Here is a 22,922-nt window from a genome sequence, read left to right on the forward strand (position 1 = left end):
ATCGACAACCCCCGACTCCTCCGGAAGTCCGAAGAAAAGGTCAAGAAGGCACAACGGACGCTGTCACGCAAGAAGGCCGGGAGCCGGAACCGGGAGAAGGCCAGGCTGATCCTCGCTAAGAGACATGAGAAGATCGCGAACCAACGCAAGGACTTCCTTCACAAGCTGTCGAGACGGATCGTTGACGAGAACCAAGTCATCGTCGTGGAGACATTGAAATCGAAGGACATGATGAAGGATCACAAGGTGGCGAAGTCGATTGGAGATGTCAGTTGGTACGAGTTCGTCCGTCAACTCGAATACAAATCAAACTTCTACGGACGGACGCTCATCAAGGCAGACCCCTGGTTCGCATCGACGCAGATCTGTTCTTCTTGCGGCGTAAAAGGCGAGAAGAAGGCGATGGATGTCCGTGAATGGACGTGTGCCTGTGGCGCGCATCATGACCGTGACATCAATGCGAGCCTCAACCTATTGATGTTGGCCGACTGACAATCCTTCAGGGCAGGGACTGCCCGACGAGCTTGGTCCATAACCGTGGCTGGTAAAAGCACGGTCTTCCCAAGAAGCTCCCACTTCCATTTGTGAAACAAATAAGTGGTGAGTAGTTCACCTTAGTGTCCTCTGTATTTCCCGAGCGCACGCATGTTCAAGAGATATAAGACACCTGCATAAAGAATCAACCCGAGTAAATACATCCAAATGCCTGAGAAACCACTTCCGTATACCATCACTTCCTTGATTGCCGTTGCCCCGTAAAAGATTGGCATGACGTAACTCAAGTTTCCGAGACCGTAAGGAATCAAGTCGAGTGGAATGAGTCCTGAGAAGAACACTTGCGGGATGATCGTAAATGGAATCATCTGAACGACCTGTAGTTCCGATCGGGCAAACACGGAGATGGTCGCCCCGAAGAGGACGGCTGTTCCCGCCATGAGTAGCATCGTCAGCATGACCCACGCCATATTCCCGAGCGAAGACAGCCCGAGTACATAAATCGAATAGAGTACGATGAAAATCGACTGAACGACCGCAAATACACCGTATCCGAGCGTATATCCTAAAATGACTTGTCCCCGCTTGATCGGCGTCATCAAGAGTCGTTCAAGCGTGCCCCCGCTCCGTTCTTTGACGAGTGCCATCGCAGAAAGGATGAACACGAAGAAGAATGAGAAGAGTGATAGGAAGACGAAGCCAAACGAATCGAACGTAGATTGGTCTTCTTCACCGTAGACGAATGACGTATCGATCTCGGCTGCCGGGTTGAGCGTCGTCAACGCATCTTGAATTTCACGAACTGCCTTTGAAGACTTTGTCGACGGTTCACGTAACGTGATGGCCGTGCCTTCCTGATCCATTTCAAAAACGGCATCGACCTGTTCATTGTCTTCGATATACATTTTCGGATCATCAAATGATGCCTGTTCCACCTCGAGCGTCTCGTCCTCAAATGCAGTGACGAGCTGTTCTGGTGCATTTTCATCGAGAACGACGGTCGGCACGTAATCCGAGTCTCCAAGTAAGAAGTAGACGAGTGTCAAAATGAGAAGCGGTGCGATTAAAATCAAAGCGACACTGCGCTTGTCGTTCAACGTTTGGAAGATGACACGTTTCGCTAAGTTACGCATGGTCACCCACCTCCTCTTTCCCAGCAATTAAGAACAGTTCTTCGACGCGACCGTTCTCGGTCTGGTCGAGCAAGTCTTGCACATGATCGTACGCAATCAATCGTCCATTATAGACGAGTGCAGCACGGTCACACTCGAGCACTTCATCCATGACGTGTGTCGAGACGATGATGGTCGTCCCTTCCGCTCGAATCGTTTGGAACTGATCCCAAATCTGGCGGCGTAAAATCGGATCAATCCCGACCGTCGGCTCATCGAGAAACAACACGTCCGGCTTATGAAGGATCGCAATGGCTAAGGAAAGACGCTTCTTCATCCCTCCCGAAAAATTACGGACGAGTTTATGCCGATCGTTTGTTAAATCAACAAGCGCGAGCACTTCGGTGATCCGTTCCTGAAGCGCCTTTTTCCCTAACTTATAAATCGAACCGAAGAAGGCAAGGTTCGCCTCGGCCGACAGGTCTTCGTACAACCCATCGTTTTGCGGCATAAATCCGATTTGTTGGAGCATGGCCATATTCGGCATCTTTGTTTCCCCGATATGGACACTTCCTTTGTCCGGTGCAAGTGCGCCAATCATGAGTCGAATGAGCGTCGTCTTTCCCGATCCGGATGGCCCGAGCAAGCAACAAATCTCTCCAGACGGGATGGTAAAGTCGATGTTGTCGATGGCGAGCTGGTCACCGAACGACTTCTCGACATGTTGCAATTGAATGTTCATGCCTATCACTCCTTTTCGGCGCCTCATCGTGTATACTCAAGATAATCGACACCGTGTTGGTTTATATGTTCAGTATAGACCTCGTTCAGAACAGCAACAATCGTCAATATTGGTCATCGTGTCGGTTTTCCGACAGATGGATGGATTGTGTTGAGAAAAAGGAGAAATAATATGGAACAAACCGATTTACGCGTCATCCGTACGAAAAAATTGATTAAAGATGCTTTCTTCAGTCTCATCGAAGAGCAAGGATTCGAAGCCGTCACCGTCAAGCAATTGACCGAACGAGCTGGAATCAATCGAGGTACGTTCTATAGTCACTATGTGGATAAGTTCGAGTTGATGGAGAAATGTGTCAACGAAATCTTTCGAGAGGCCGAACAAAAGTTGATTCATCATTTGCCACATATCTTCGGAGACGAACGGACCGACAACTCGTACCATTACCTCATTCCGTTCATCCGCTTCATCGAAGACAACCAAATCATCATGAAGCCACTTCTTGGACCGAACGGAGACCCGACATTTCAGACGAAGCTCCGTGCATTCATGCAGGCCGCCTTGTTTCAGCGTTCACCCGCAACGTTGTTTGACCTAGACAAGATGATGGTCCCGCCCCCGTATCTCGTCGCCTATCTCTCTTCGGCGCACATGGGGGTCATCTACGAATGGTTGAATAATCCGTCAGCAGAAGAGACAGCAGAGGACATCGCTCGCATCATCTATACAATCACGTTTGAAGGACCGCTCGTCGCTGGCGGTGTGAAATCAAACGACTAAAGCCTCCCGCATATTTTTGCGAGAGGCTATTTTTACAAAACTCGAACATGCACGTGCAAGCTTCCATTCTCTTCCGTTGTCGTCTGGTAAGCGTTCTGTATCGCCTCTAGATCATGCCACGCGATGCGGTACGACTTCCCTCGCATCCCTTCAAACTCAAAAGTGAGGTGCTGTAAGTCCGCGATTCGACGCAGACGGTCAAACGGTTCCTCGTGTCCGCTCCATTCGACTTGATTCGCTGAATCCTTCAATACGAGGTCGAGTCCATGCATCACTTTTTCTTTAATCACCTGACCATCCGTCGCTACACGCATCCCGTCTTTTATATCATGCATCCGACATGACTCAATGTCGTCAAACGGGATTATGATCTCATCGCCGTTCGCAAATTGAAGTGTAATTGTTTTTACGATCATCCTACATTCCTACTTTCGTTCAGACTCTGTTCCCTTACTATACAAAACTTTTCTCCGTTCAGGGATGACATCTTTGTGTGGATGTGGCAAATCCGTAAAAGCATGTTCAATTCATTTGGAAACGGGAATAGAAGAGGTAGCAATTATTCTGTTTTTTGAAAATAACACTTCGGAAAGGCGGCGAATATATGCCATCAGTGGATAAGTCAGTCATCGTCATCGGTGGAGGGCTCGGCGGATTGTCTGCAGCCATCTCGCTCACTCAAAAAGGTTACGACGTCTCGCTCTATGAAAAGAACGACCATCTCGGCGGGAAAGTGAATCGGCTCGAACAGGATGGGTTCGGTTTCGACCTCGGGCCCTCGATTTTAACGATGCCTCATATCTTCGATAAGCTGTTCCGCGGAAGCGACAAACGCATGGAATACTATGTGTCCATCAAACGATTAGAGCTCGAATGGCGCTCGTTCTTCCCGGACGAGACCGTACTCGATTTGTACCATGACCTCGAACACATGCAACGCGCAAATCCTTCCCTCTCTCGAAAAGACATGCAGGAATATCGTGAGCTGCTGAATTACGCAGCACGCATTTATAAGACGACGGAAAAGGGATACTTGGCCGAAGGCTTTGAGTCCCCTTTAGAAGCGGTCATGAAGACAGGTATTTTCCCAACTCTCTTCGGGTTCGATTTGACGTCGACCATGTATAGCGCCATCAAGAAGCGCATCAGTAATCCGCATCTTCGGGATATGCTGTCGTATTACGTCAAATATGTCGGGTCATCTCCATATAACGCACCGGCCGTCTTAAACATGATGATATACATGCAGTATGCCCAAGGCTGTTGGTACGTTGAAGGCGGGACCCACAAGCTCGCGGAAGGATTGACGAAGCTTGCCGAGGAAATCGGTGTGAAGTTACATACCGGAGAAGGCGTCGTTCGTGCCCATACGGTAAATGGAAAGATTTCAGCGATCGAGCTTGAGGATGGACGTCTCCGATCAGCCGATTATTTCGTCTCGAACATGGAAGTGATCCCGTTCTATCAGAAGATGGTCGACGCGGACGAACAGTACGTCGACAAACTCGTCGATAAATACGAACCAGCAAGCTCAGGCTTCGTCCTCCATCTCGGGGTAAAGAAAGCTTATCCACAACTCGCACATCATAACTTCTTCTTCTCCGAAAACTTGCATGAACAAATGGACAAAATTTTTGAGAAACATGAATTGCCGGACGACCCGACGATTTATCTCGTCAACGTCAACAAGACCGACCCGACTCAAGCACCACCAGGACATGAGAACATTAAAATCTTGCCACACATCCCGTATATCCAAGACAATCCGTTCACCGCAGAAGAGTACGCCGCCTTTGAAGAGCGTGTACTCGATAAGTTAGAACGGATGGGACTCGAGGGCTTGCGTGAACATACGGTGACGCGTGACGTATGGACACCTCACGATATCGAGCGGACATATGGATCGGACCGAGGTGCCATTTATGGAACGGTCGCCGACAAGAATCGGAATGGCGGCTTCAAACATAAGAAGCAGAGCGAACTCTATCATAACCTCTACTTTGTCGGTGGAACCGTCAACCCGGGCGGCGGTATGCCGATGGTGACGCTCAGCGGTCAGCAAGTGAGTGACAAAATCGCGAAACGCGACAAAGTGAAATGATTATCTTCAATCCCTCATTCGATGTGAGGGATTATTTTTTGAAACTTTTTCCAATCAACTTCCGTATATTGTGCTACGATACAAACATTCAAACATACAAACGGAGGAACAGGATGCATCAAATCACAAGTTATTTCTTTATGTATGCCAAAGTTGTCGTCACTGATAAAGTTCCATTCATCTGGACATTCGGAATTCCGCTCATGATCGCCTTGACGCAGTCGTTTTCAGATATTCGCCAAGCGACGACAGCCGAATACTACCCAGGGCTCTCTTATTTCTGGGTGTATATTATTCTTGCTACATATGTGAACGGGGTCGGCATCGAACTCGCCCGTATGCGTGAATACGGACTGATGAAAACGTACGTGATGATTTCTGGGAACAAACTGACGTATGTCATCGCCGTCATCTTGGCGCAGCTCTTATTCGCCTCCATCAGCCTACTCTTATTCACAACGATCGTCACGCTCGTACACGGGTTCTTCTCGTTCAAGTTGATTGCAACGTCTCTACTCGTATTGATCGGTAGTATCCCGTTCGCGATCGCAAGTGTCGCCATTACGGCACTTCCAGTGAAAGTATCGAGTCTCGGGACATTCGTGAACATACTGATGTTTCCGCTCTTTTTATTGGCAATCAAGTCACCTGATCAATGGTTCAGCTTCCTCAATCCATTCTATGCGCTCCATGAATTCGCGCTCGGATTGCTGCACCTGACGACTCAAGTCGACCTCTCGTTCGGAGTATGGGCGACATCCCTTTCCGTACTCGGTTATTTCATCATCGGAGCGATTGCGTTGAAACGCTTCAGTCTCGTCTCACTCATCACACGCTAGGAGGTTCTTATGCACGTAAACCAACTCACTTATCGCTATCCGAAAGCGACGCGTCCTGTGCTCGACAGCGTCTCGTTCACACTGCAACCAAACAAGTTGAACGTATTGATCGGACAAAATGGTGCCGGGAAGACGACACTGTTTGATTGTATGACGGGTACCCTTCCTGTTGACAAAGCGTCACTCGACCTCGTCCCGACGACGGACATGCTCTATTTGACGCAACTCATGTACAACCATCATGAATTGACGGGGAAAGACTTCGCCTATTTCATTGGACGACTGTCGCAGCGCCCCGACTTCAAGAAACTCGAGTCTTATGTAAATAACCTTTCGACGTCCCGAGAACAAGAACTGTTCGAACATCTATGGACGATGAAACTCGGAAAGATGTCCGTCGGGGAGAAAAAATGGCTCTTCGTGACACTATTGTCTTCCATCAAGCGTTCCCTCTATTTATTTGACGAACCGACGAGCGGGGTCGATCCGGCATCACGCATTCAAATCATGCGCCGCCTGCAACGCCTCGTCGACGAAGGCAAGACGTGTCTCATCTCAACACATCAGTTGCATGACTTGGTTCAACTTGATGCCCACGTCATCTTCCTACACGGTGGACGTATTTTATATGAAGGTGACTTCCAAGACTGGCTCAAAGAATCTGGAACGACCGACCCGGACGAATCATTCGTTCGGATGGTCGATACACCACTTGATGATGTGGCGGTAACACGATGAATGACTCGTTTTGGGAACGACACCGGTTCACATTCTATACAATCGGGATGGTCGTCTGCGGCTTTCTCGTTGCGATGTTCTCTTGAACAAATCAGCCCTGACGCGTGTCAGGGCTGATTTTTATTATTCACGATGTGCGCGTCGTAATTCCCGATTCGTCACATGTTCCGGGTCCGCTTCACGCAGTTTACGGTCCATCGGTATGTACCAGATGAGGAGCGGGATGACGCCAATTAATGCGACAACGAGTAGTTCCTGCATCGAATCCAACACGAACCACGTGAGGAAAGTAAATACACCAAGTGACACAAACATGGTGACGATGATGAGAAATTCTTGACGAACGAGGTGTTGGTATTCCTCGTCTTCGTTGAATGTGCGTAACAACTTCATCCGTCGCCACGCTTGATAGAGCATCGGCAGTTGGGTCACGAGGAAAGAGAAGGCAACCGTCGTCACCGTGACACCTTTTATGACCGAAACAACCAGAAACAGAAAGAGACCGATGATTCCAAATATCGCACTGATCCCTCGCGCGTCGAGATCCTGTTCGACCATTTTGGGGAGACGTTCTTGTTTATCCATTCTCCCTCCTCCTTTGTTGTTTCTTCCGTTCAAATTGGACATGACCAAGCTCAACGCCTGTCACATGCAACGGATCGATTGTTTTTAGTTTGCGGTCGAAGCGAACACTTAACAGCAACAAGCTAATGATTCCGATAAAAGCGCCGATGATGAACGTGAGTAACGTAATCCATCCTAATTCCACACTCAAAATCAATAGGAAAAGAAGGGCTGGCTGAGCAAACTTCAATCCGAATTCATACCGGACGAGCTGCTGATATTGTGCGTCTTCATTGAATGAAAGCAACAGTTTCATACGATGCCATGCATGATAAATGATGGGAACTTGTCCAACTACAACCATTGGAAGGAGTAAGAGAATATTCGTCTTCCAAAAATATATAAAGAAGAGCAACATGACGCCGATTAACGGAATCACCATTTGTCTCTTTCGCTTTTCATCATCCTTCAACATCTGTTCTAGTCTGACTTCATGGTCTACCATCAAATCCCCCTCGTGTGTTTTCGTTAGTCCTATATACGAACCGTTCCGAAATCAGGTTTCAATCCGGCTCAATCTCATTCTCCAGGATGTAGGTTGTCTCTTCATAGCACTGCTTACTATAGGCATCATCTTGTTTTAGTAACGAACTGAAAAATGCCTCAATCAACTCTTTCTGGCGCAACCGACGTGAAATGATGGTGCTTTGAATCGTAGAGATTGCGGTCTCTCGCAATGTCTCGTCATCCATCCATGTGAGAAGCTCCACGACCAATTCTTTAACATCGAGAACGTCTAGTGAGTTTAACCAAATGTTCGCACCAAATGTTTTTTCACTCGTCACCTCACTGTAAAGTAGATTCTGTGCATAATCCAACAGCGTCTCCTCTTCACCTATTCCCACGAATGAATCGGTCTCAATGACGCTCAGCGCTTCTTTGAATTGATCGAACGATTCGAATAGCACATCGATTTTTTCTGCCGTCGTATCTAACAAAGCGATTTTAGGGATCATCCCATCGCGATAATCGAACATGAGGAAATAGTGACCGTCGCCCGTGAATGCAATCAAACGTTCATCCTCAACGCCCCACTCTTTCAAAAGAATCTTTGATTCAACTAGTCCTTCTTGTAAACTCACGCCCATAATGGAATCAATCACGATCAAATCGTCTAGTCCGTTTAGGATCACGGCTAGCTCACGTTGCTCGATAAATCCCCCATTCTGTGTTCGAAGCAATTCAATATAACTTTTTGGTAGTTTCACGCCGAGACGTGACTCGACATCTCTCAGGACTTCTTCTGTCAAACTCGGTAATGTATTCGTATGGTCAAACTCATTCGTCCAGACAATCATTCAACTCTACACTCCTTTTGATTTCCGAAGCATCAGCCCTAACAAACTCTCGACGACATGCTCGTCATCGACTTTTAGAATCTTCCAGTCAACCCATGAATCTAAAAGAAGGCAACTTGCGATGAGCACGGCCCCTCCAAGACTCATCGTGTCTAGCGTGATGTACTTCAGTGAGTAGAACGCGAGCATCGACATGACACCGATCAAGAGAATAAACTGAATCATACCTTTTAAATAAATGAAGCGCCGATATGTGGATGAGTCATTGAACTGTAAAAACATCTGAACTTTATGCCACGTCGCTACCAGAAGCGGCATGAACATCGCCGCGCAGAAAATGAACAGGGGCAGGCTCATCCTTGAATCGTTGAACCATAACCAAAGTGCCGTCACCGCACCGATGATCATCACCAGAAGTGGACCTTTATTCGTCCATGCTTGATCGTACAAGTACTCCATTCGTTCTTCACGCAACATCTCATACACCTCCAACAGTAAAAATCACCCAATTCGCTCGGTAATTTTATCTTACCAATCTGAAAGCGAAGTTTCGAGGTTTTTCCATTAAACAGGAAAAAGCACCTGATGGATATCAGATGCTTTTCGTTAACCCGCTTTTGAGACTTTGGCTGATGTGACTCGTGTCTTCCCACTCAACTGAAACACGAGTACCCCACCAACAATCAAGACAATCCCAACGACCGTCTTCCATGTGAACGGGACGGCCGTCAATCCGAACCAGCCTAACGTATCCCACAGAAGCGCGAACAGGATTTGTGACACCATGACAATCGAGATGGCGTAACTCGGTCCGAGCCGTTCGACACCTTGCGTCACACTCATGACGACCCCGACGCCAAGGATTCCGCTAAACCAGTACCATGTCTCCATCTCATCTACTCGGAACAAGGCACTCCCTTCTTGGAACAACCCAATGAGCAGTGACGCTAAAAATCCAAGACAGAGAACGAGTGTCGTCGTCGCCCATGCACCGACACGCTTTTTGACGTTGGCGTTAAACGTATTTTGCACACAGACGAGCATTCCGCCGAAGATGGCAAGCATCATTCCAATCGCCACGGTTCTTCCCTCCTATTCATAAATGCTCTCCCCGACAATCTCTACCAACCCTTCTCGGTCAATAATCGTAATCATCCGTCGATTGCGCTCAATCAAGCCCACTTCAACAAAACGTCGAAGCGTTCGATTCACATGACGATAACTTGTCCCGATCAAATCGGCGATATCCGTCAATTGATCCACGGTCGAGCCGAGCGTTTGGTCATCTGGCGTCATCGATAACAGATAACTCGCCAGGCGTACTTCAACGGGATAGAACAGGTTGAAGCTGAGCGATTGCGACTTCCGTTCGAATTTTCGCGTGATTTCTTCTAACAAATAATGTAACCAGGCGACTTCTTGGTGCGCGTGCTGGACCAAGTCCTCGAACCGGATGACGAGCATCTCGACTTCTGTGACCGCCTCAACCGTATTCAAATAAGGAGTTCGTTGAATATATTCGATATCCCCAATCAAATCGAGCGGATATTTGAAAGAAAGGACGAGTCGCTTGCCGGTAGCGGAAGTGTGTGAAACGCGAATCTTTCCTTTCACTAAGAAACGGAGGTGCTCCGCTTCATCACCTTGTGTACAGATGACGTCGCCCGCTTCGTAATGGACGAGTTGCAATTTTTGTTGCGCAGCAACGGGCAAAACGTCTAATTCAAATTGTTTCACGTATGCATCAACCATTTCCGTCTCCCCTTACCATTTTAATAAGATGACGCCCGCAATCATCATGAACACCCCAAACAACTGCACCCCGTTCAAATTCCGACGTACCATCCCGAACCAGCCGCGCCAATCGATGACGAGCGCAAGCGCCAACTGTGCAATGAGAAACAGGGAAATCGTAAGTGTGACCCCGAGCTCATGAACGGCCGTCATATTACTGAACAAGATGAGCGCCGCAAACGCACCACCCGATAAATAAAGCGGGTTCACATGACGCATCTGTGCATACGTGCGATCTCGCAGTACTAACATGACGAGAAGGGCGACAGCGAATCCCGTGAACTGCGTCAACGTCGCCGCTTGCCACGTCCCAATCTGTGAACTGATTCGCGCATTTGCCACACTTTGTAGCGTCAGAAAGAAGCCTCCACTGATTGCAAACAACACACCTCTCATCTTTCTCCCCCTTTATGACAAACGAATCAATACAATCCCAAGTACCATGACGATCAGGCTCACGAGTTGAACACCGGTGACCGGGTTCTTCTTCGCTCCGAACCAACCGAAGCGATCGATTAGCAAGCTACCACATAACAGTCCGACAATGACGATAATGACAGCAATCCCCGTCCCGACAATCGGAACGATAAGGACGTTTCCTCCGATGAAGAGCGCCCCAATGATCCCACCGAGCCAGATCCACCATGGTTGACCTTTCAATCGTCCGAGCGGAACCGGTTGGCGCGAGACGAGCAAGATGAGCAATAGCGCCATCGTCCCGACAACGAAGGAGACGAGTGCCCCTTTCAGTGCCGATTCGAGCACCGTTCCCAAATAGCCGTTAATGGCCGTTTGCGTGGCACTCATCATTCCAGTGAAAATTCCGAACAGTCGCCAGAGGTTCAAGTTCCCCGTGTCCGTTTCCATGGAGACAACAAGTTTTCCTCTCCGACGATTGAGCCAGTCGGATAAGGCGACCGTTCCGATGACGCCAAGTAAGACGAGCACGACCCCGAATAAGCGCAATATCGTGATCGGATGCTCAACGGAGTTGAACCAGCCGAAATGATCAATCAACAATCCCATTAAAATCTGCCCAAAGATCGGCATGATGACCGTCTGGACACTTCCAAGCCTCGGGAACAACAAAATATTCCCCGTTAAAAACAAGACACCTAATAATCCGCCAATCCACATCCAACCTGGACCTTCCTGAATCACTGAGCCGTCAAACCCGAATGACTGCCCGGTCAAAAGGAGCAACAAGGACAAAAAGATGGTCCCGACGGTAAACGATAAAAACGATGCGACGAACGGGGAGCCGACCACCTGACGCAAACGAGAGTTCACGCTCGTCTGCATCGGCAACAAAATCCCAATCGTCAATCCAATCAAAATAGCCAACATGAATGTCTTCCTCGATTCTTCTACTAGTTCTACGTACATTGTCAGCTTACGCCTCCGTACCGAAGAAGAAAAGGACCGATGTCCTCAAATAAAAAAACGAACCCTTTTCAGGTGTTCGTGTTGGATTCATGGAAGCGTTGATCACGCGCTTCACGCAATTCTTTCCCTCGTACATGATGGGAATCAAGGGTGTGCAAGTAGCGATTGATGACATATGGTCCAAGAATCGATAGGGCACCGATTCCGAATAACCCGGCAATCGCTAAAATAGGAGATAACAAATCGGCATAATAGGCGGCCAATAGGCAGATGGTCGAGACGAAGCAGAGCCACTGGATCCCGAAATCTGTATATACCACACGTTGATAACGCGCATTCTCGTTAAAGGTGAGGAGCAGTTTTGTCTTCCGCCACTCGAAACAGAGATACGGGAAAAAACTAATAAATACGATGAGGGGGGCGTATAGTTTGGACTGCGTAGCGATGAGGAATGTCATCACGACAGTCGCGATGGCGACGCCCCATCCCCAACGCCAATGACTGTCATCCTGCTCGAGTAACCGTTCAATTCGCTTTTCTTTCGTCAGCATATGTACTCCTTTCGTAAGATCGATAGTGCTTCGTCACCTCATCCCGTGTCGGTTGATCCGGGTCGGCATGTCGTAATTGCCGGACGGTCTGATAGTGGATCCATGCTAACATGACGATGCCTAGAACAATGATGCCCAGTACGATGAAACCTAGACCGATTGATGAAACCTCAAGGCGACTGAGAAGGACCATTCCTGTGATCGCTCCGATCCAGTAAGAGTAGAGGCGGTACAAACGCTTCGTGAGTGACTTGGCTTTTCCGGACGTCATGGTTTGCAACTGTTTACTTTCTTGACGTGTTAGATAAATGAGTCCAGTCGCTGCTAGCGTCGACCCAATTCCCCATATCCACCATGTGTCAAAACCGAGCACGAAACTGTTGCAGACAACGAGGACCGCTGTAAGCCAGATGCTCGTATTTTGATGCATTTTCCGATATGCCCCGATATATTGAATTCGTTCTTGTTTCGTCATGACTCTTTACGACCTTTCCTTGAAAAATCATCTAACGCATGTTTCAAACGTTCCCGGTTTGTCCGAGTCCATTCACCCGATGTGACGTGGTGCTCGTCAAGCGCGGACTGTTTTCGGTCAATCCAGCGTGGAATCAATATGAGACACGGTCCGCCGATGAGGAGCGTCCAACTTATCCACGGTAAGATATTGATTCCATTAAAATGCATAGCAATCAAAATCATGAACCATATTAAACTGATCAACATGACAGCAAAATCGATTCGCAATAGACGATGATAGCGTGTCGAGGGATTGAAGGATTGCTGCAGTTTCATCTTGTTCCATTCAAGCCATGTCGTATAGAGAAGCGCGGCACCGGGTAAAAGAATGCTATACGGACTCCATATCGAAAGAAAATAGATGGATACGCCCAGCATGACTACACTCACGATGATGTTGAGACGGGTGAATCGTTTCTCAAACTGTTCAATTCGTTGAAGTCGTTCCGCTTTATCCACGGTGTCACCTCAATCTTTCACGAAGTCGAGTTTGATTTCGTGACGCATCGGCTGCTCCACGTCATACTCAGGAATCTGTCGGTCGAGCTTTTTCTGTGCGACTTGCAATAAGATAACCCCGCCCAAGAATACAACGAAGAGCGACCATTCCGGCCAATTGATCAAGACGATGAATGGGAAGAGAATCGCCAACAAGACGAGTAGCCCCATTTCTGATACATACTGCCAATCGATGATCCGTTTGGCTTGTTCCACATTCGTCAACTTTCTGACGAAGCGACGCTCTCGTCCGATTGCGAACAACATACCCGCTAATGTGATCCCTAATGGCATGATATATCTTGACGCACCGTCTGACTGGAGTGCCAGAAAGACGAACATCCCGGTCAGACCTGCCAGCCCCATTCTCCAAAAAAGCCAACGCTGCTGATAACGATAAATCGTATTGATTCGTTCTTGTTTATTCATCTCATTCATCCTTTCAGAATCGTCGAATCTCGCGACGTGTCGGTTGTTCCGGGTCGAGCCAGCGGATTTGTTGATCAAGCTTCTCTTGCGCCCATAAGATGTAAAGCAATGCCCCACCGATGAGGACCACAGGAATCCAAGACCAGTCTATGATTCGGATGGCTAGCGGATTTACGAGTCCGAGCAATGCGATAAAGAGGAAGTCCAGGTGATACTGCAGTGTCACGACACGTTTCACCTGTTCCTGGTCCGACAATTGACTGATTGCCTCTGCTTCATTCGAAAAAAAGTAACGCGTCGCAAGTAACACCCCGCCGATGATGGCGAACCCGATCCAGATGTTCCCGTCAGTTCGCATGAGGAAGTAAACTGCAAGACCTGCCGGAAGCGCTAAAAGTAAGCGTTGCAGGAGTCGCTTTCGATTTGATTGTTTGATTGTATGTAGTCGTTCTTGTTTATTCATCTCGTTCACCTCTTATTTTCACTATACGGGATGAGCATGAGAAAAGTTCCGTTATTTTACATTTTCGTACCAAAGTCATGTTTCTTGACGATATGACTGTCTCGGCTTATAGTTTAGTTAACTTAACTATATCTTAAAGAATGAAAGTAAGAGGTTATCAACATGAGTTTATTAAGCAATTCCCGATTTGTGTTTACCTGGTTATCCGGGATGACGCTCACGCTCGGGTTTTCAATTTTCTTCTTGAGCGTCTCGTGGTTGACAATCGATGTGTTGAAGCAACCAGCACTTCTCGGGATTATCTTGACTGCGGTCTCGTTGCCGCGTGTCGTCATGATGGTGTTCGGTGGTGTGTTCGCCGATCGGTTCCAAAAGAGTCGCTTGTTATGTTTAACGAATATCGGGCAAGGCGTGTTGATGTTAATTGTCGTCTCGCTCCATTTTGCTGATGCGTATTCGGTGACAGCCCTCTTGATCATCTCCGTATTGTTTGGTCTTTTAGACGGCATGTCTTACCCAGCGCTGTCATCACTTATGCCTTCAATCGTATCAGGTCAACAGTTACAACGTGCGAACTCCCTCTTCCAAGGGTCGCTCGAGCTGATGTTCGTCATCGGTCCGTTCCTAGCAGGGATCCTACTGACGTGGGGAAGTTTTGGTCTCAGTTTCGGCACGTCGGCTATGTTGATTTTTCTCTCCGCAATCTTGATTATGCCAAAGCTGATTCAAGACAACATTCCCGAAGTTGCTCCACTCGCACCAAAAGATGTGCTCGTCGATTTGAAAGAGGGCATTCGTTACGTATCGCAAACTCCAGTGTTACGCAGTGGGACGTTCGCCATTGCCATCGTCAACTTGTTCGTCATGGGACCGCTCATCATGAGTATCCCGATTCTCGTTGGCGCGGTCGGAGGGACGGCTTTTGATTTAAGTATCATCGAAGGCGGGCTCGCTGTCGGAACGTTCGTCGCAAGCTTCCTGATTCTATTGTTACGGTCGGTTCATCGTGGACGCTTCGTCTTCCGCGCCCTGTTCCTGACACTCGGTGCCTTCTTCCTCTACACGCAAGTTCAATCGATTCCGCTTCTCGCCGTCGCGGCTTCTATGAGCGGATTTATGATCATGCTCGTCTACTTGCCGACGGTCACCATCATGCAGGAACAAAGCGACCCTGACAAAATCGGGCGCGTCATGAGCATCATGTCGCTCGCCGCCTCTGGTCTTGAGCCGATTGCATTTGCCATCTTATCAGTGCTAGTCGCCTTGTCCGTCCCGATTCAAACGCTCTTATTGGCATTTGGTATAATCGGACTAGTGTGTGGTGTTCTCTTATACCTCCGGAGCGAAACGTTCCGACAGACACCGTAAAGAAAGGATGAATGACACGTTGAATGAAACACGAAAACAACAAGTCCTCACGATGTACCGCCAAATCGATGAGCTCGACTTGCTGTTCACGAAATATTTTACGGAACTGAACGAATTCGAGTTGAGTTATCAACAAGAACAGATGCTTCTTCTCTTCAAGCGCCAAGAGACGTGGACGACGACAGAGATCGCGACGAAGATGTCCATCTCCAAAAGTGCCGTCAGCCAGGTGCTCAAAGTGCTCGAACAACGTGATTTCGTCGTTCGGGAAAAAAACCCCGAGAACCTTCGGGAAAGCTTCATCCGGCTCGGTCCGAACGGTCTGGCGTACTCGAAACAAATCGATGCGATTGAAGAGCGCCTCGCCGAAGAGATGTTTTCGGTCCTCGAGGATGACGAGATGAAGATGATCAATCGCTCGCTCGCGTTGATGATTCAGAAGTTTAAATGAAAAAGACAAGTCGTCTCTAGTCGGACGATTTGTCTTTTCTTTATACCAACACTTGTACGATTCGATTTGCCGACCGCAACGCCCCTTCGATATGTCCGCCGAACTGGGCATCTGTCTCCGAACCAATCAAATGGAGTCGGTCTCCGAGTTCGATCGGACCGTAAGCCGGGAATGCCGTGAGCGGCATGAGGTCATCAGATGTCGCCGTCTCTGATTCTGTCGACCAATCCATGTAATGAAATCGCACGAAGTCATTTGCTTTCGGACCGTATAACTTCTCCAGCTGTTCGATGACACGCGTCTTCACTTGTCCTTCCCCTAACGCCGTTCGTTCATCCGGTGACAGGCGGAAGAATCCGAACAACGCACCTTGTCCGTCCATTGGCGAAGCGTCATGAATCTCTTGGAGCGGGCCGACCCAACTCATCCCAAATCCAGACAGACCTTCTTCTCGCCAAAACGGTGTCTTGTATACGATGAGCGCCTTCGCCTGAGACGCCATCCAGGTCGGGGTCGTCTTGAGCGCATTGCGTGTTGAAGCGGACAGCGTAGGTGCAATTGCTATATCTGCAACGAGACGTGGTGGAATCGCAAGAATCACGTCGTCTGTGTAATGCACCGTACCATTTTGAAATGTCAGTTGGACTCGGTCTGCCTGTCGCTCAATCGAGGTCAGGCGGTGTCCAAGTCGAACGATGTCATCGGGCAACTTCGCATGCAGAGCTTCCACCAGACTCGTCATCCCACCGACTAAACGCTTGGATAAGACGATGCTCTCTTCCGGCAACACATGTCGTTCCGGTGCGGTCGTCGTTTGACGTTCGAGCACCATGTGTCCTGTCGTATGTTGAACGAATGACTCGAGTCCAAGTCTATCCACGAGTGCAGAGATCGTTTTCTCCGTATCTGGCCAATACCACGTCGGACCGAGGTCATAGCCGTCCTTGGTGAAGATACGTCCACCAACTCGATCACGTGCCTCAAAGATTGTGACGTCATATCCTTTTTGATGAAGTTGGGTCGCAGCATAAAGTCCACTGACACCAGCTCCGTTGATGGCGATTGATTTCATTGTAAAATCTCCTTTGTCGTCCGTCTCTCCTCGATTATACTGAGTTAGATGGTGTTACATGTACAAGAAAGGACGGCATCAATTGAAAAATATGTTCTATTATCTTTTCTTACCTTATCTCGTATTGATGCGCATCCTGTACCGATTTATTCGAACAGAGGGCGGGATGACTTGGGCGGTGTGTCTCGTTTCACACTCTATATGGTTTCTTTTTTTATTCGACTTCATTCAATGGCCAATCGCAGTTGAGATTGTTATCGTCCTTTACTTAATGAGCGCTCTATACATGCCCCAGCTCTACTTTGAGACGGACGTGAAGCGAAGACGACCGAACGGTTATATCCCGATTGAGGAACGACATCGTTAAGTCCAATCTATCTCATTCAAATAGTCTAGAAGCTGTTGATTGGAAATCTCGTTCTGCATCAATAGCTTCTCCCCTTTTTCTATCCTCTGATCGCCTGGGTAGTAAAGTCTCAAAATTTTCAAGCATTCGTCTACAGTCGTCGCAAAACTCTCGTCCTTCACGTTGATGGTCAAATACCAACCTCGAATGACGCGCTTCACGATGGAGCGCTTCTCCAGATGAGAAATCTGTCCACAAAGCAATTTGGACTTAGCTGTTTCGATTGAGGAAACCAAGTCCTGATTCAACGCCTCACTCACACGAGCATCCGGCTTCATGCGCGGGAATTGAATCGAGACATCTTCCCCGTCCACACACGTACAAAGATGTCTTAGCCAAAAGCCCCATTCAAAACGATTCGCCGGATCCAGTGCCACATTCAAACGTCCAATATCATAGTCGATTTTAATGACTTCCGGATGTTGCGTTAGCAATTTCTCCGTCTGTTCCACCAATTCTGTCGCATCGACGTCCTCATGCACGAGAACCGTCAAATCTAGATCCGATTGCCCAGCAACGGCCGTCCCGCGCCCAATGCTTCCATAAAGATATATGCTGTGTAACTGTTCATCGAATGCTTCTTTCACCAATTCGATTGCTTTAAAAAGGACGATTTCAAACTCAGGCTGTACATGACGGATGGACGTTTGGTTGATGACGTATCCAGCCTCGTCCGTTCCAAGTCGGGTCGGCTTATTCATGACACACCTTGTTTGATGAACGTTTGGACATCAAGCACCTGATGAAGATGGATCTGGTCGACGATATAATAATACTTCGTATTCGATTCGGGATATGCCTCAACGATCGCTTCGCACCATTCATGGTCGAACATCTTCTCCCACGATGTACGCAGCTCTTCCTCGCTCTTTGCCTCACGGTCTTCAAACGAGAGGAACCATCGATTTAAGGCGAACACCCAATAACCTGCCTCAAGTTCTAAAACGGCCTCATCAGGTAGCTCGACGGTCAAGACGACACCCTGTTCCCCAACCTCTAAAAAACCACCACGTGCGACATTTGGTTTGGTGTCACTAAGCCAGACGGGATCATTCCCATTCAGTAACCGTTTCTTGCGCTGCTCATATTGATCAGCCAGCCAATCATAGGCAGGTCGATGATTGGCATCTTTTTCATCTTTGAGCATGCCGTAGTTCGGATCGCCGAATAAAAAGCCATTTCGCTTAGCGGCCTCCCATGCAGCTGCATGTTGATATGTATAATAGATTGCCATTCTATCGACTCCTTTCAAATCTCTGTATTCAGTGTAACGAGAATATAGGATACAATGCCAGTGACAGTCTTTCAATCTGGATGTATTTGGAAGTATAATGAAGACGTAGAAAAGGGGGCATGTCTATATGAACGTCATCATGGTTTCATTATTCGGACTCATCTTCACGATTTTGCCAATCGCGGTACTGATTATCGGTATATTGTGGATTCGTAATGTCGTTGTACGATCTGAGAAACGGGCAGACGAGCAACTCTTCATGGAACGTGAACGCTCGAAGCAGATGCAAGAATTGATCGAACGTCTCGACCACATCGAACAACAATTAGATTCGAACACAAAACGCAGCTGACGTAAGTTAGCTGCGTTTCATCTGATCACGCTTTCCATTCAAACGGTTTAAATCGAATGAGTCCGAGATTATGCCCGATTCGCCATCCCATCCCCGTTACTCGATCCAACCAATTGTTACCTCGTCCTACAAATGGCATGACCGCTCGCACTTGCGTAAGCTCGATACGATGGGTGACATACTGATAGATCAACCCGACATTTGGTTGGTCCGCGACGGACGCTTCGCACCATGCTTTGTCAAAGATACGTTCCCACGATTGACGCACGAACAGTTCGTCCGGTTCGTCTTCTCGGTCATACTCTTCTAACGTTTCATACAACGGAAAATTACTAAGCACATGATGCCAATAGGAAAACTCAGATGCTAACACCTCTTCATCGGGTATCTCAACGGTCAAGACGACACCTCGATTCCCCTCGCCAATATGTCCATCTCGTCCTAAGTCGGGGAACTCATCCCAACACCAGATTGGATAGTTCCCATTTAATGAAATACCAATACGCTTCTCGTATTGTTCGACCATCCAATCATAGGCAGGCTTGAACTCTTCCAATCCGTCTTCACTGAACAACGCATATTCTCCACTCGCTTCAAGATATCCTTTCTTCAAAGCTTGCTGCCACGCTTCTTCTCGTTGATGTGTGTAGTAGATGCCCAAAACCTTTCAATCCTTTCATCGTTCCTCTTCTGCTAGTTTAAAAGATTTCAGCAGAAGTACCACAATAAAAAAATAACCGGGTTATATTATATTACCGGTCTGAATGATACGGGTGAAGATAGATTAATCAGGGACGAGGGACGACCGTATTCCATCGATTCGTCGATGAACGTCTCTAACGTGCGCACGTTCTCCGTCACCACTTTGACAAGGTAGCTATACTGCCCGGCTAAGCGATGACACTCGATAACAGCCGGCTGTTGACGACAAAATTCACGGAACGCCTCGCACCGATGGGTGTCATAAAGAATAAAGGCAGTCATATGTTTATCCATCTTTTCGGGATTGACGACTGCCCGGTATCCTGTAATGACTCCGCGTTCTTCGAGTCGCTTCACCCGTTCGGTCGTAGCGGGCGTGGACAATCCAACCTGTCGTCCTAATTCGGTCATCGAGATTCGGGCCTGTTGTTGCATCACTTCAAGAATATGACGATCAATTTCATCCATTTGGCATTCACCTTTCAAAAATAAAGTGAAACGGTACATAATCCGTTCTTTCTTAAGTCATTCGCTGAAACTTCCATCAAACCTTTATGTATCTATATTCCACTGTTGCATACACTTGAAGTAACCAATTCAAGGGGGAAACTACATGCAAACACCAGTCATTCCATTACTCATCATCGATGTCCAACAAGCCTTTCATGATCCAAGCTGGGGAAGCCGCAACAATCCACAGTGTGAAGAGAATATCGCACGGTTAATTGAAGCGTGGGAAGCGCAAAATCAACCCATCATCTATGTACAACATGTGACACAAGTACCGACTTCACTCTTTTATTTCAAAAAAGACGGTCATTTGTTCCAAGACTTTATACAACCACGGGAACAAGATGTCATCCTGACGAAACAGGTGAATAGCGCCTTCATCGGAACGGACTTACAGGAACGACTCGAATCACTTGGTGCGACACAGATCGTCATCACCGGATTGATCACCAACCATTGTGTTGAGACGACAGCTCGGATGGCGGGTAACCTGGGCTTCAATCCAATCGTCGTATCCGATGCGACAGCAACGTTCGACCGTCAATCGATCAGCGGGACATGGATTCCCGCAGCGGTCATCCATGACGTGTCGCTCGCTAGTCTAAATGAAGAATTTGCATCGATTCAGACGACGGAAACGATGCTCCAGTTCATTCAACAAAAAGAAGTACAGCCCTTCTCATGAAGGCTGTACTTCTTTGATGTCATCCTGCTTGATCTTGAAGCGCATAAACAAACGTCAACATTCGTCCAGGTATTCTTGCCGATATCGTGTAGGACAAATCAAAGGGCAGTAAACGTATGCAAGGTTATATGTCATTCAAGTAATGGTAGATGCCCTTCTCCTTTTCTAATCTTACGTTTTTCAATCAATCTGGCCGGCTTTTCCCCGACTGTACAATCGATGTGTCACATGACATGCGTCGACTTGCTTCAATTTGTAATCAAGGCTCTCGGATGCAACGATGACAAATAAAATGAGACTACAAGCCAACAGCAATCCCGAACTGTATTCTTCTCTATACAAAATCATCGTACTCAATAGCACAAACGTTCCAATCATTCCAAGACCTAGAGCACACTCATACCAGACGAGTCGTCGATATCTCACTCTTTCGTTAAATGTCAAAAGAACATTCGTCCGAAACGCAATCTTGATACACGCTGTGATGGGAAATAAGACGATGAACCAAGTGATTTCGGCTAACTGTTGATGACCACCCCAGTAAAACAAAGCACCACTGAAGACAATCAAGAGCCCTACTTGAATCGCAAGACGGGTCGAGCGTTTTCCAGATGCGTAGAGTTGAGAAAATCGCTCAGAACTATTCATCTAGAGAATCCCCCTTCTCTATATATTCAACTATACTCAAATTATTGAATAACCATTAACTGCGAAAGAAGGAATTGAAATGTTTACTACGAAATCAGAAGTCAATGTCTACTTCAAGCTTGTCGGTGATGATTTTTCGATTGACGAAGTGACAAGGCTACTTGATTTAACCCCAACCGAATTCTATAAATTGGGCGAGACACGTGAACCTTCTAAACGTCCATCTACCTTTACCGCATGGATGATTGGTACTGGTTATCAACCTTCATTTGACGTGAACGATCAGCTAAAACAAATTATTAAAAAATTAAATGGGAAAGAACTAATATTAGACCATCTCTATCAAACATATGAAAATCTACAAGCCAAATTTGTCATCGTCATCGTGATTGAAGATGGACAGGCTCCAGCGCTAGTCATCGATACGGATACAATCCAGTTTGCTCACCGTATTCAAGCCGAGTTTGATATTGACTTGTATGCGAATCCTTACGAAGAAGATGACTTTTTTGATGAAACTTAACGCATCACTCTACATGAATTCGTTTCATCTGTCTCCAGTGCACAAACGCATTCGCAAACCAGATGACTGTCAACAGCGGGAACATGATGTTCATCCAGTTCGCACGTTCAATGTGGAACAAAGGAATCGCAAGAAAAAGAGCCAAGTTCAATATACCTGCTACGAGATACATGACGAATAGCAATCGGTGATTCGATTTCATCTTGAATCTTCCGCACTCAAAATCGGATACTTCACTGCGTTTTTCACGAGCTTGTCTTCAATCGCTTTTGACACATCGATGTCAGCAGCATGTGCGAACGTCAGGGCATAGATCAACACGTCTGCCAGTTCTTCTTCCATCTCCGTCTTTTTCGTCTCAAGCGCTTCTTCACTCGAGATCCACTGGAACACTTCAAGTAACTCACTCGCCTCGAGCGACAGCGAAAGTGCCAAGTCCTTCGGGTTATGATGAAACGCCCAGTCGCGCTCATCACGGAATTTAATGACCTCGTCCATTAATCGTTGTACTTCGTTCATACTCTTCACGTCCTCATACACAATTTTGTTCTCATTAAACATAATTCCATATTACCAAAAGATGGCACTTTAATACGCTTTTATCT

35 protein-coding genes are annotated in these 22,922 nt (G+C 47.4%); 11 read left to right on the plus strand and 24 right to left on the minus strand.

Features of this window, described 5'->3' with window-relative positions; genetic code table 11:
* Positions 1 to 492: RNA-guided endonuclease TnpB family protein (locus tag KNO91_RS13850; protein ID WP_214818478.1), on the plus strand; the 492-nt coding region annotated here is incomplete at its 5' end.
* Positions 493 to 614: 122 nt separating this feature from the next.
* Here KNO91_RS13850 and KNO91_RS13855 read toward each other — a convergent pair.
* Positions 615 to 1,628: an ABC transporter permease gene (locus KNO91_RS13855; RefSeq protein ID WP_214818480.1), complete on the minus strand. Its 1,014-nt coding sequence runs from the start codon at positions 1,626 to 1,628 to the stop codon at positions 615 to 617.
* Entirely contained in the window at positions 1,621 to 2,349 is a 729-nt protein-coding gene (locus KNO91_RS13860; protein ID WP_214818482.1) for an ABC transporter ATP-binding protein, read from the minus strand. Before KNO91_RS13860 ends, KNO91_RS13855 begins: the two co-directional genes overlap by 8 nt.
* Positions 2,350 to 2,520: 171 nt before the next feature.
* Between KNO91_RS13860 and KNO91_RS13865 the strand changes: the two genes are divergently transcribed.
* Positions 2,521 to 3,129, plus strand: a complete 609-nt coding sequence (locus KNO91_RS13865; protein WP_214818484.1) for a TetR/AcrR family transcriptional regulator — start codon at positions 2,521 to 2,523, stop codon at positions 3,127 to 3,129.
* 32 nt (positions 3,130 to 3,161) lie between these two features.
* On the opposite strand, the gene KNO91_RS13870 is transcribed toward KNO91_RS13865, so the two are convergent.
* A complete protein-coding gene (locus tag KNO91_RS13870) occupies positions 3,162 to 3,545 on the minus strand; it encodes a hypothetical protein (protein WP_214818486.1) in 384 nt (127 codons plus the stop codon).
* Between the two features lie 188 nt (positions 3,546 to 3,733).
* Between KNO91_RS13870 and KNO91_RS13875 the strand changes: the two genes are divergently transcribed.
* The 3 genes from KNO91_RS13875 (at position 3,734) to KNO91_RS13885 (ending at position 6,807) form a co-directional block, all read left to right on the plus strand.
* Complete coding sequence (locus KNO91_RS13875) at positions 3,734 to 5,230, plus strand: phytoene desaturase family protein (RefSeq protein WP_214818489.1); 1,497 nt, start codon at positions 3,734 to 3,736, stop codon at positions 5,228 to 5,230.
* A gap of 113 nt (positions 5,231 to 5,343) precedes the next feature.
* A complete protein-coding gene (locus tag KNO91_RS13880; protein WP_214818492.1) occupies positions 5,344 to 6,069 on the plus strand; it encodes a hypothetical protein in 726 nt (241 codons plus the stop codon).
* A 9-nt stretch (positions 6,070 to 6,078) separates the two neighbouring features.
* On the plus strand, positions 6,079 to 6,807 hold the full coding sequence (locus KNO91_RS13885) for an AAA family ATPase (protein WP_214818494.1): 729 nt from the start codon (positions 6,079 to 6,081) through the stop codon (positions 6,805 to 6,807).
* 123 nt (positions 6,808 to 6,930) lie between these two features.
* On the opposite strand, the gene KNO91_RS13890 is transcribed toward KNO91_RS13885, so the two are convergent.
* The 13 genes from KNO91_RS13890 to KNO91_RS13950 all read right to left on the minus strand — a co-directional run bounded on the left by KNO91_RS13890 (position 6,931) and on the right by KNO91_RS13950 (position 14,366).
* Entirely contained in the window at positions 6,931 to 7,392 is a 462-nt protein-coding gene (locus tag KNO91_RS13890; protein WP_214818496.1) for a hypothetical protein, read from the minus strand.
* Positions 7,385 to 7,876 carry a hypothetical protein gene (locus tag KNO91_RS13895; protein WP_214818498.1) on the minus strand — a complete coding sequence of 164 codons (492 nt, stop codon included), beginning with the start codon at positions 7,874 to 7,876 and terminating at the stop codon, positions 7,385 to 7,387. The genes KNO91_RS13890 and KNO91_RS13895 overlap by 8 nt, the downstream gene beginning before the upstream one ends.
* Before the next feature lie 58 nt (positions 7,877 to 7,934).
* Positions 7,935 to 8,729, minus strand: a complete 795-nt coding sequence (locus KNO91_RS13900) for an SMI1/KNR4 family protein (RefSeq protein ID WP_214818500.1) — start codon at positions 8,727 to 8,729, stop codon at positions 7,935 to 7,937.
* A 6-nt stretch (positions 8,730 to 8,735) separates the two neighbouring features.
* Positions 8,736 to 9,206, minus strand: coding sequence for a hypothetical protein (locus tag KNO91_RS13905; RefSeq protein WP_214818502.1), 471 nt, complete (start codon positions 9,204 to 9,206; stop codon positions 8,736 to 8,738).
* A gap of 129 nt (positions 9,207 to 9,335) precedes the next feature.
* Positions 9,336 to 9,809, minus strand: coding sequence for a DMT family transporter (locus KNO91_RS13910; protein WP_214814721.1), 474 nt, complete (start codon positions 9,807 to 9,809; stop codon positions 9,336 to 9,338).
* Between the two features lie 12 nt (positions 9,810 to 9,821).
* Complete coding sequence (locus tag KNO91_RS13915) at positions 9,822 to 10,481, minus strand: Crp/Fnr family transcriptional regulator (RefSeq protein ID WP_214818504.1); 660 nt, start codon at positions 10,479 to 10,481, stop codon at positions 9,822 to 9,824.
* Between the two features lie 12 nt (positions 10,482 to 10,493).
* Positions 10,494 to 10,919, minus strand: a complete 426-nt coding sequence (locus KNO91_RS13920; RefSeq protein WP_214818507.1) for a DMT family transporter — start codon at positions 10,917 to 10,919, stop codon at positions 10,494 to 10,496.
* Between the two features lie 12 nt (positions 10,920 to 10,931).
* Positions 10,932 to 11,909, minus strand: coding sequence for a DMT family transporter (locus KNO91_RS13925; protein ID WP_214818510.1), 978 nt, complete (start codon positions 11,907 to 11,909; stop codon positions 10,932 to 10,934).
* 68 nt (positions 11,910 to 11,977) lie between these two features.
* Positions 11,978 to 12,460 carry a hypothetical protein gene (locus KNO91_RS13930; protein WP_214818513.1) on the minus strand — a complete coding sequence of 161 codons (483 nt, stop codon included), beginning with the start codon at positions 12,458 to 12,460 and terminating at the stop codon, positions 11,978 to 11,980.
* A complete protein-coding gene (locus KNO91_RS13935; RefSeq protein WP_214818516.1) occupies positions 12,435 to 12,935 on the minus strand; it encodes a hypothetical protein in 501 nt (166 codons plus the stop codon). Before KNO91_RS13935 ends, KNO91_RS13930 begins: the two co-directional genes overlap by 26 nt.
* The gene (locus KNO91_RS13940) at positions 12,932 to 13,435 is read right to left on the minus strand and encodes a hypothetical protein (protein WP_214818518.1); all 504 of its coding nucleotides are present in this window, start codon (positions 13,433 to 13,435) and stop codon (positions 12,932 to 12,934) included. Before KNO91_RS13940 ends, KNO91_RS13935 begins: the two co-directional genes overlap by 4 nt.
* Positions 13,436 to 13,444: 9 nt before the next feature.
* Entirely contained in the window at positions 13,445 to 13,903 is a 459-nt protein-coding gene (locus KNO91_RS13945; protein ID WP_214818522.1) for a hypothetical protein, read from the minus strand.
* A gap of 13 nt (positions 13,904 to 13,916) precedes the next feature.
* Complete coding sequence (locus KNO91_RS13950; RefSeq protein ID WP_214818525.1) at positions 13,917 to 14,366, minus strand: hypothetical protein; 450 nt, start codon at positions 14,364 to 14,366, stop codon at positions 13,917 to 13,919.
* A gap of 162 nt (positions 14,367 to 14,528) precedes the next feature.
* On the opposite strand from KNO91_RS13950, the gene KNO91_RS13955 reads away from it, so the two are divergent.
* A complete protein-coding gene (locus KNO91_RS13955; protein ID WP_214818528.1) occupies positions 14,529 to 15,734 on the plus strand; it encodes an MFS transporter in 1,206 nt (401 codons plus the stop codon).
* A gap of 7 nt (positions 15,735 to 15,741) precedes the next feature.
* The gene (locus KNO91_RS13960; protein ID WP_251126672.1) at positions 15,742 to 16,185 is read left to right on the plus strand and encodes a MarR family winged helix-turn-helix transcriptional regulator; all 444 of its coding nucleotides are present in this window, start codon (positions 15,742 to 15,744) and stop codon (positions 16,183 to 16,185) included.
* A gap of 40 nt (positions 16,186 to 16,225) precedes the next feature.
* On the opposite strand, the gene KNO91_RS13965 is transcribed toward KNO91_RS13960, so the two are convergent.
* Complete coding sequence (locus tag KNO91_RS13965) at positions 16,226 to 17,257, minus strand: flavin monoamine oxidase family protein (protein ID WP_214818531.1); 1,032 nt, start codon at positions 17,255 to 17,257, stop codon at positions 16,226 to 16,228.
* Positions 17,258 to 17,315: 58 nt separating this feature from the next.
* Here KNO91_RS13965 and KNO91_RS13970 point away from each other — a divergent pair, with 58 nt between their 5' ends.
* Positions 17,316 to 17,624, plus strand: a complete 309-nt coding sequence (locus KNO91_RS13970; protein ID WP_214818534.1) for a hypothetical protein — start codon at positions 17,316 to 17,318, stop codon at positions 17,622 to 17,624.
* On the opposite strand, the gene KNO91_RS13975 is transcribed toward KNO91_RS13970, so the two are convergent.
* Together KNO91_RS13975 and KNO91_RS13980 are read right to left on the minus strand one after the other, a co-directional pair.
* Positions 17,621 to 18,364, minus strand: coding sequence for a nucleotidyltransferase domain-containing protein (locus KNO91_RS13975; RefSeq protein ID WP_214818538.1), 744 nt, complete (start codon positions 18,362 to 18,364; stop codon positions 17,621 to 17,623). The genes KNO91_RS13970 and KNO91_RS13975 overlap by 4 nt on opposite strands.
* Positions 18,361 to 18,897: a DUF3841 domain-containing protein gene (locus KNO91_RS13980; protein ID WP_214818541.1), complete on the minus strand. Its 537-nt coding sequence runs from the start codon at positions 18,895 to 18,897 to the stop codon at positions 18,361 to 18,363. The genes KNO91_RS13975 and KNO91_RS13980 overlap by 4 nt, the downstream gene beginning before the upstream one ends.
* Before the next feature lie 127 nt (positions 18,898 to 19,024).
* On the opposite strand from KNO91_RS13980, the gene KNO91_RS13985 reads away from it, so the two are divergent.
* A complete protein-coding gene (locus KNO91_RS13985; protein ID WP_214818544.1) occupies positions 19,025 to 19,249 on the plus strand; it encodes a hypothetical protein in 225 nt (74 codons plus the stop codon).
* Between the two features lie 25 nt (positions 19,250 to 19,274).
* Here the strand turns inward: KNO91_RS13985 and KNO91_RS13990 are convergent, their stop codons facing one another.
* Both KNO91_RS13990 and KNO91_RS13995 read right to left on the minus strand, forming a co-directional pair.
* The gene (locus KNO91_RS13990; RefSeq protein ID WP_214818548.1) at positions 19,275 to 19,910 is read right to left on the minus strand and encodes a DUF3841 domain-containing protein; all 636 of its coding nucleotides are present in this window, start codon (positions 19,908 to 19,910) and stop codon (positions 19,275 to 19,277) included.
* 86 nt (positions 19,911 to 19,996) lie between these two features.
* Positions 19,997 to 20,419 carry an Lrp/AsnC family transcriptional regulator gene (locus KNO91_RS13995; protein WP_214818550.1) on the minus strand — a complete coding sequence of 141 codons (423 nt, stop codon included), beginning with the start codon at positions 20,417 to 20,419 and terminating at the stop codon, positions 19,997 to 19,999.
* A 145-nt stretch (positions 20,420 to 20,564) separates the two neighbouring features.
* Here KNO91_RS13995 and KNO91_RS14000 point away from each other — a divergent pair, with 145 nt between their 5' ends.
* Complete coding sequence (locus KNO91_RS14000) at positions 20,565 to 21,146, plus strand: cysteine hydrolase family protein (RefSeq protein ID WP_214818552.1); 582 nt, start codon at positions 20,565 to 20,567, stop codon at positions 21,144 to 21,146.
* A 180-nt stretch (positions 21,147 to 21,326) separates the two neighbouring features.
* Here the strand turns inward: KNO91_RS14000 and KNO91_RS14005 are convergent, their stop codons facing one another.
* Entirely contained in the window at positions 21,327 to 21,794 is a 468-nt protein-coding gene (locus tag KNO91_RS14005; protein WP_214818555.1) for a hypothetical protein, read from the minus strand.
* A gap of 79 nt (positions 21,795 to 21,873) precedes the next feature.
* On the opposite strand from KNO91_RS14005, the gene KNO91_RS14010 reads away from it, so the two are divergent.
* Entirely contained in the window at positions 21,874 to 22,317 is a 444-nt protein-coding gene (locus KNO91_RS14010; RefSeq protein ID WP_214818558.1) for a DUF4279 domain-containing protein, read from the plus strand.
* Between the two features lie 4 nt (positions 22,318 to 22,321).
* Here KNO91_RS14010 and KNO91_RS14015 read toward each other — a convergent pair whose 3' ends face one another.
* Together KNO91_RS14015 and KNO91_RS14020 are read right to left on the minus strand one after the other, a co-directional pair.
* Positions 22,322 to 22,519 carry a hypothetical protein gene (locus tag KNO91_RS14015; protein WP_214818560.1) on the minus strand — a complete coding sequence of 66 codons (198 nt, stop codon included), beginning with the start codon at positions 22,517 to 22,519 and terminating at the stop codon, positions 22,322 to 22,324.
* Positions 22,516 to 22,836, minus strand: coding sequence for a nucleotide pyrophosphohydrolase (locus tag KNO91_RS14020; RefSeq protein ID WP_214818563.1), 321 nt, complete (start codon positions 22,834 to 22,836; stop codon positions 22,516 to 22,518). Before KNO91_RS14020 ends, KNO91_RS14015 begins: the two co-directional genes overlap by 4 nt.
* Positions 22,837 to 22,922: the final 86 nt, after the last annotated feature.

Origin of the sequence: Exiguobacterium sp. s59 (assembly GCF_018617475.1) — a bacterium.
Lineage (GTDB): Bacteria > Bacillota > Bacilli > Exiguobacteriales > Exiguobacteriaceae > Exiguobacterium > Exiguobacterium aestuarii.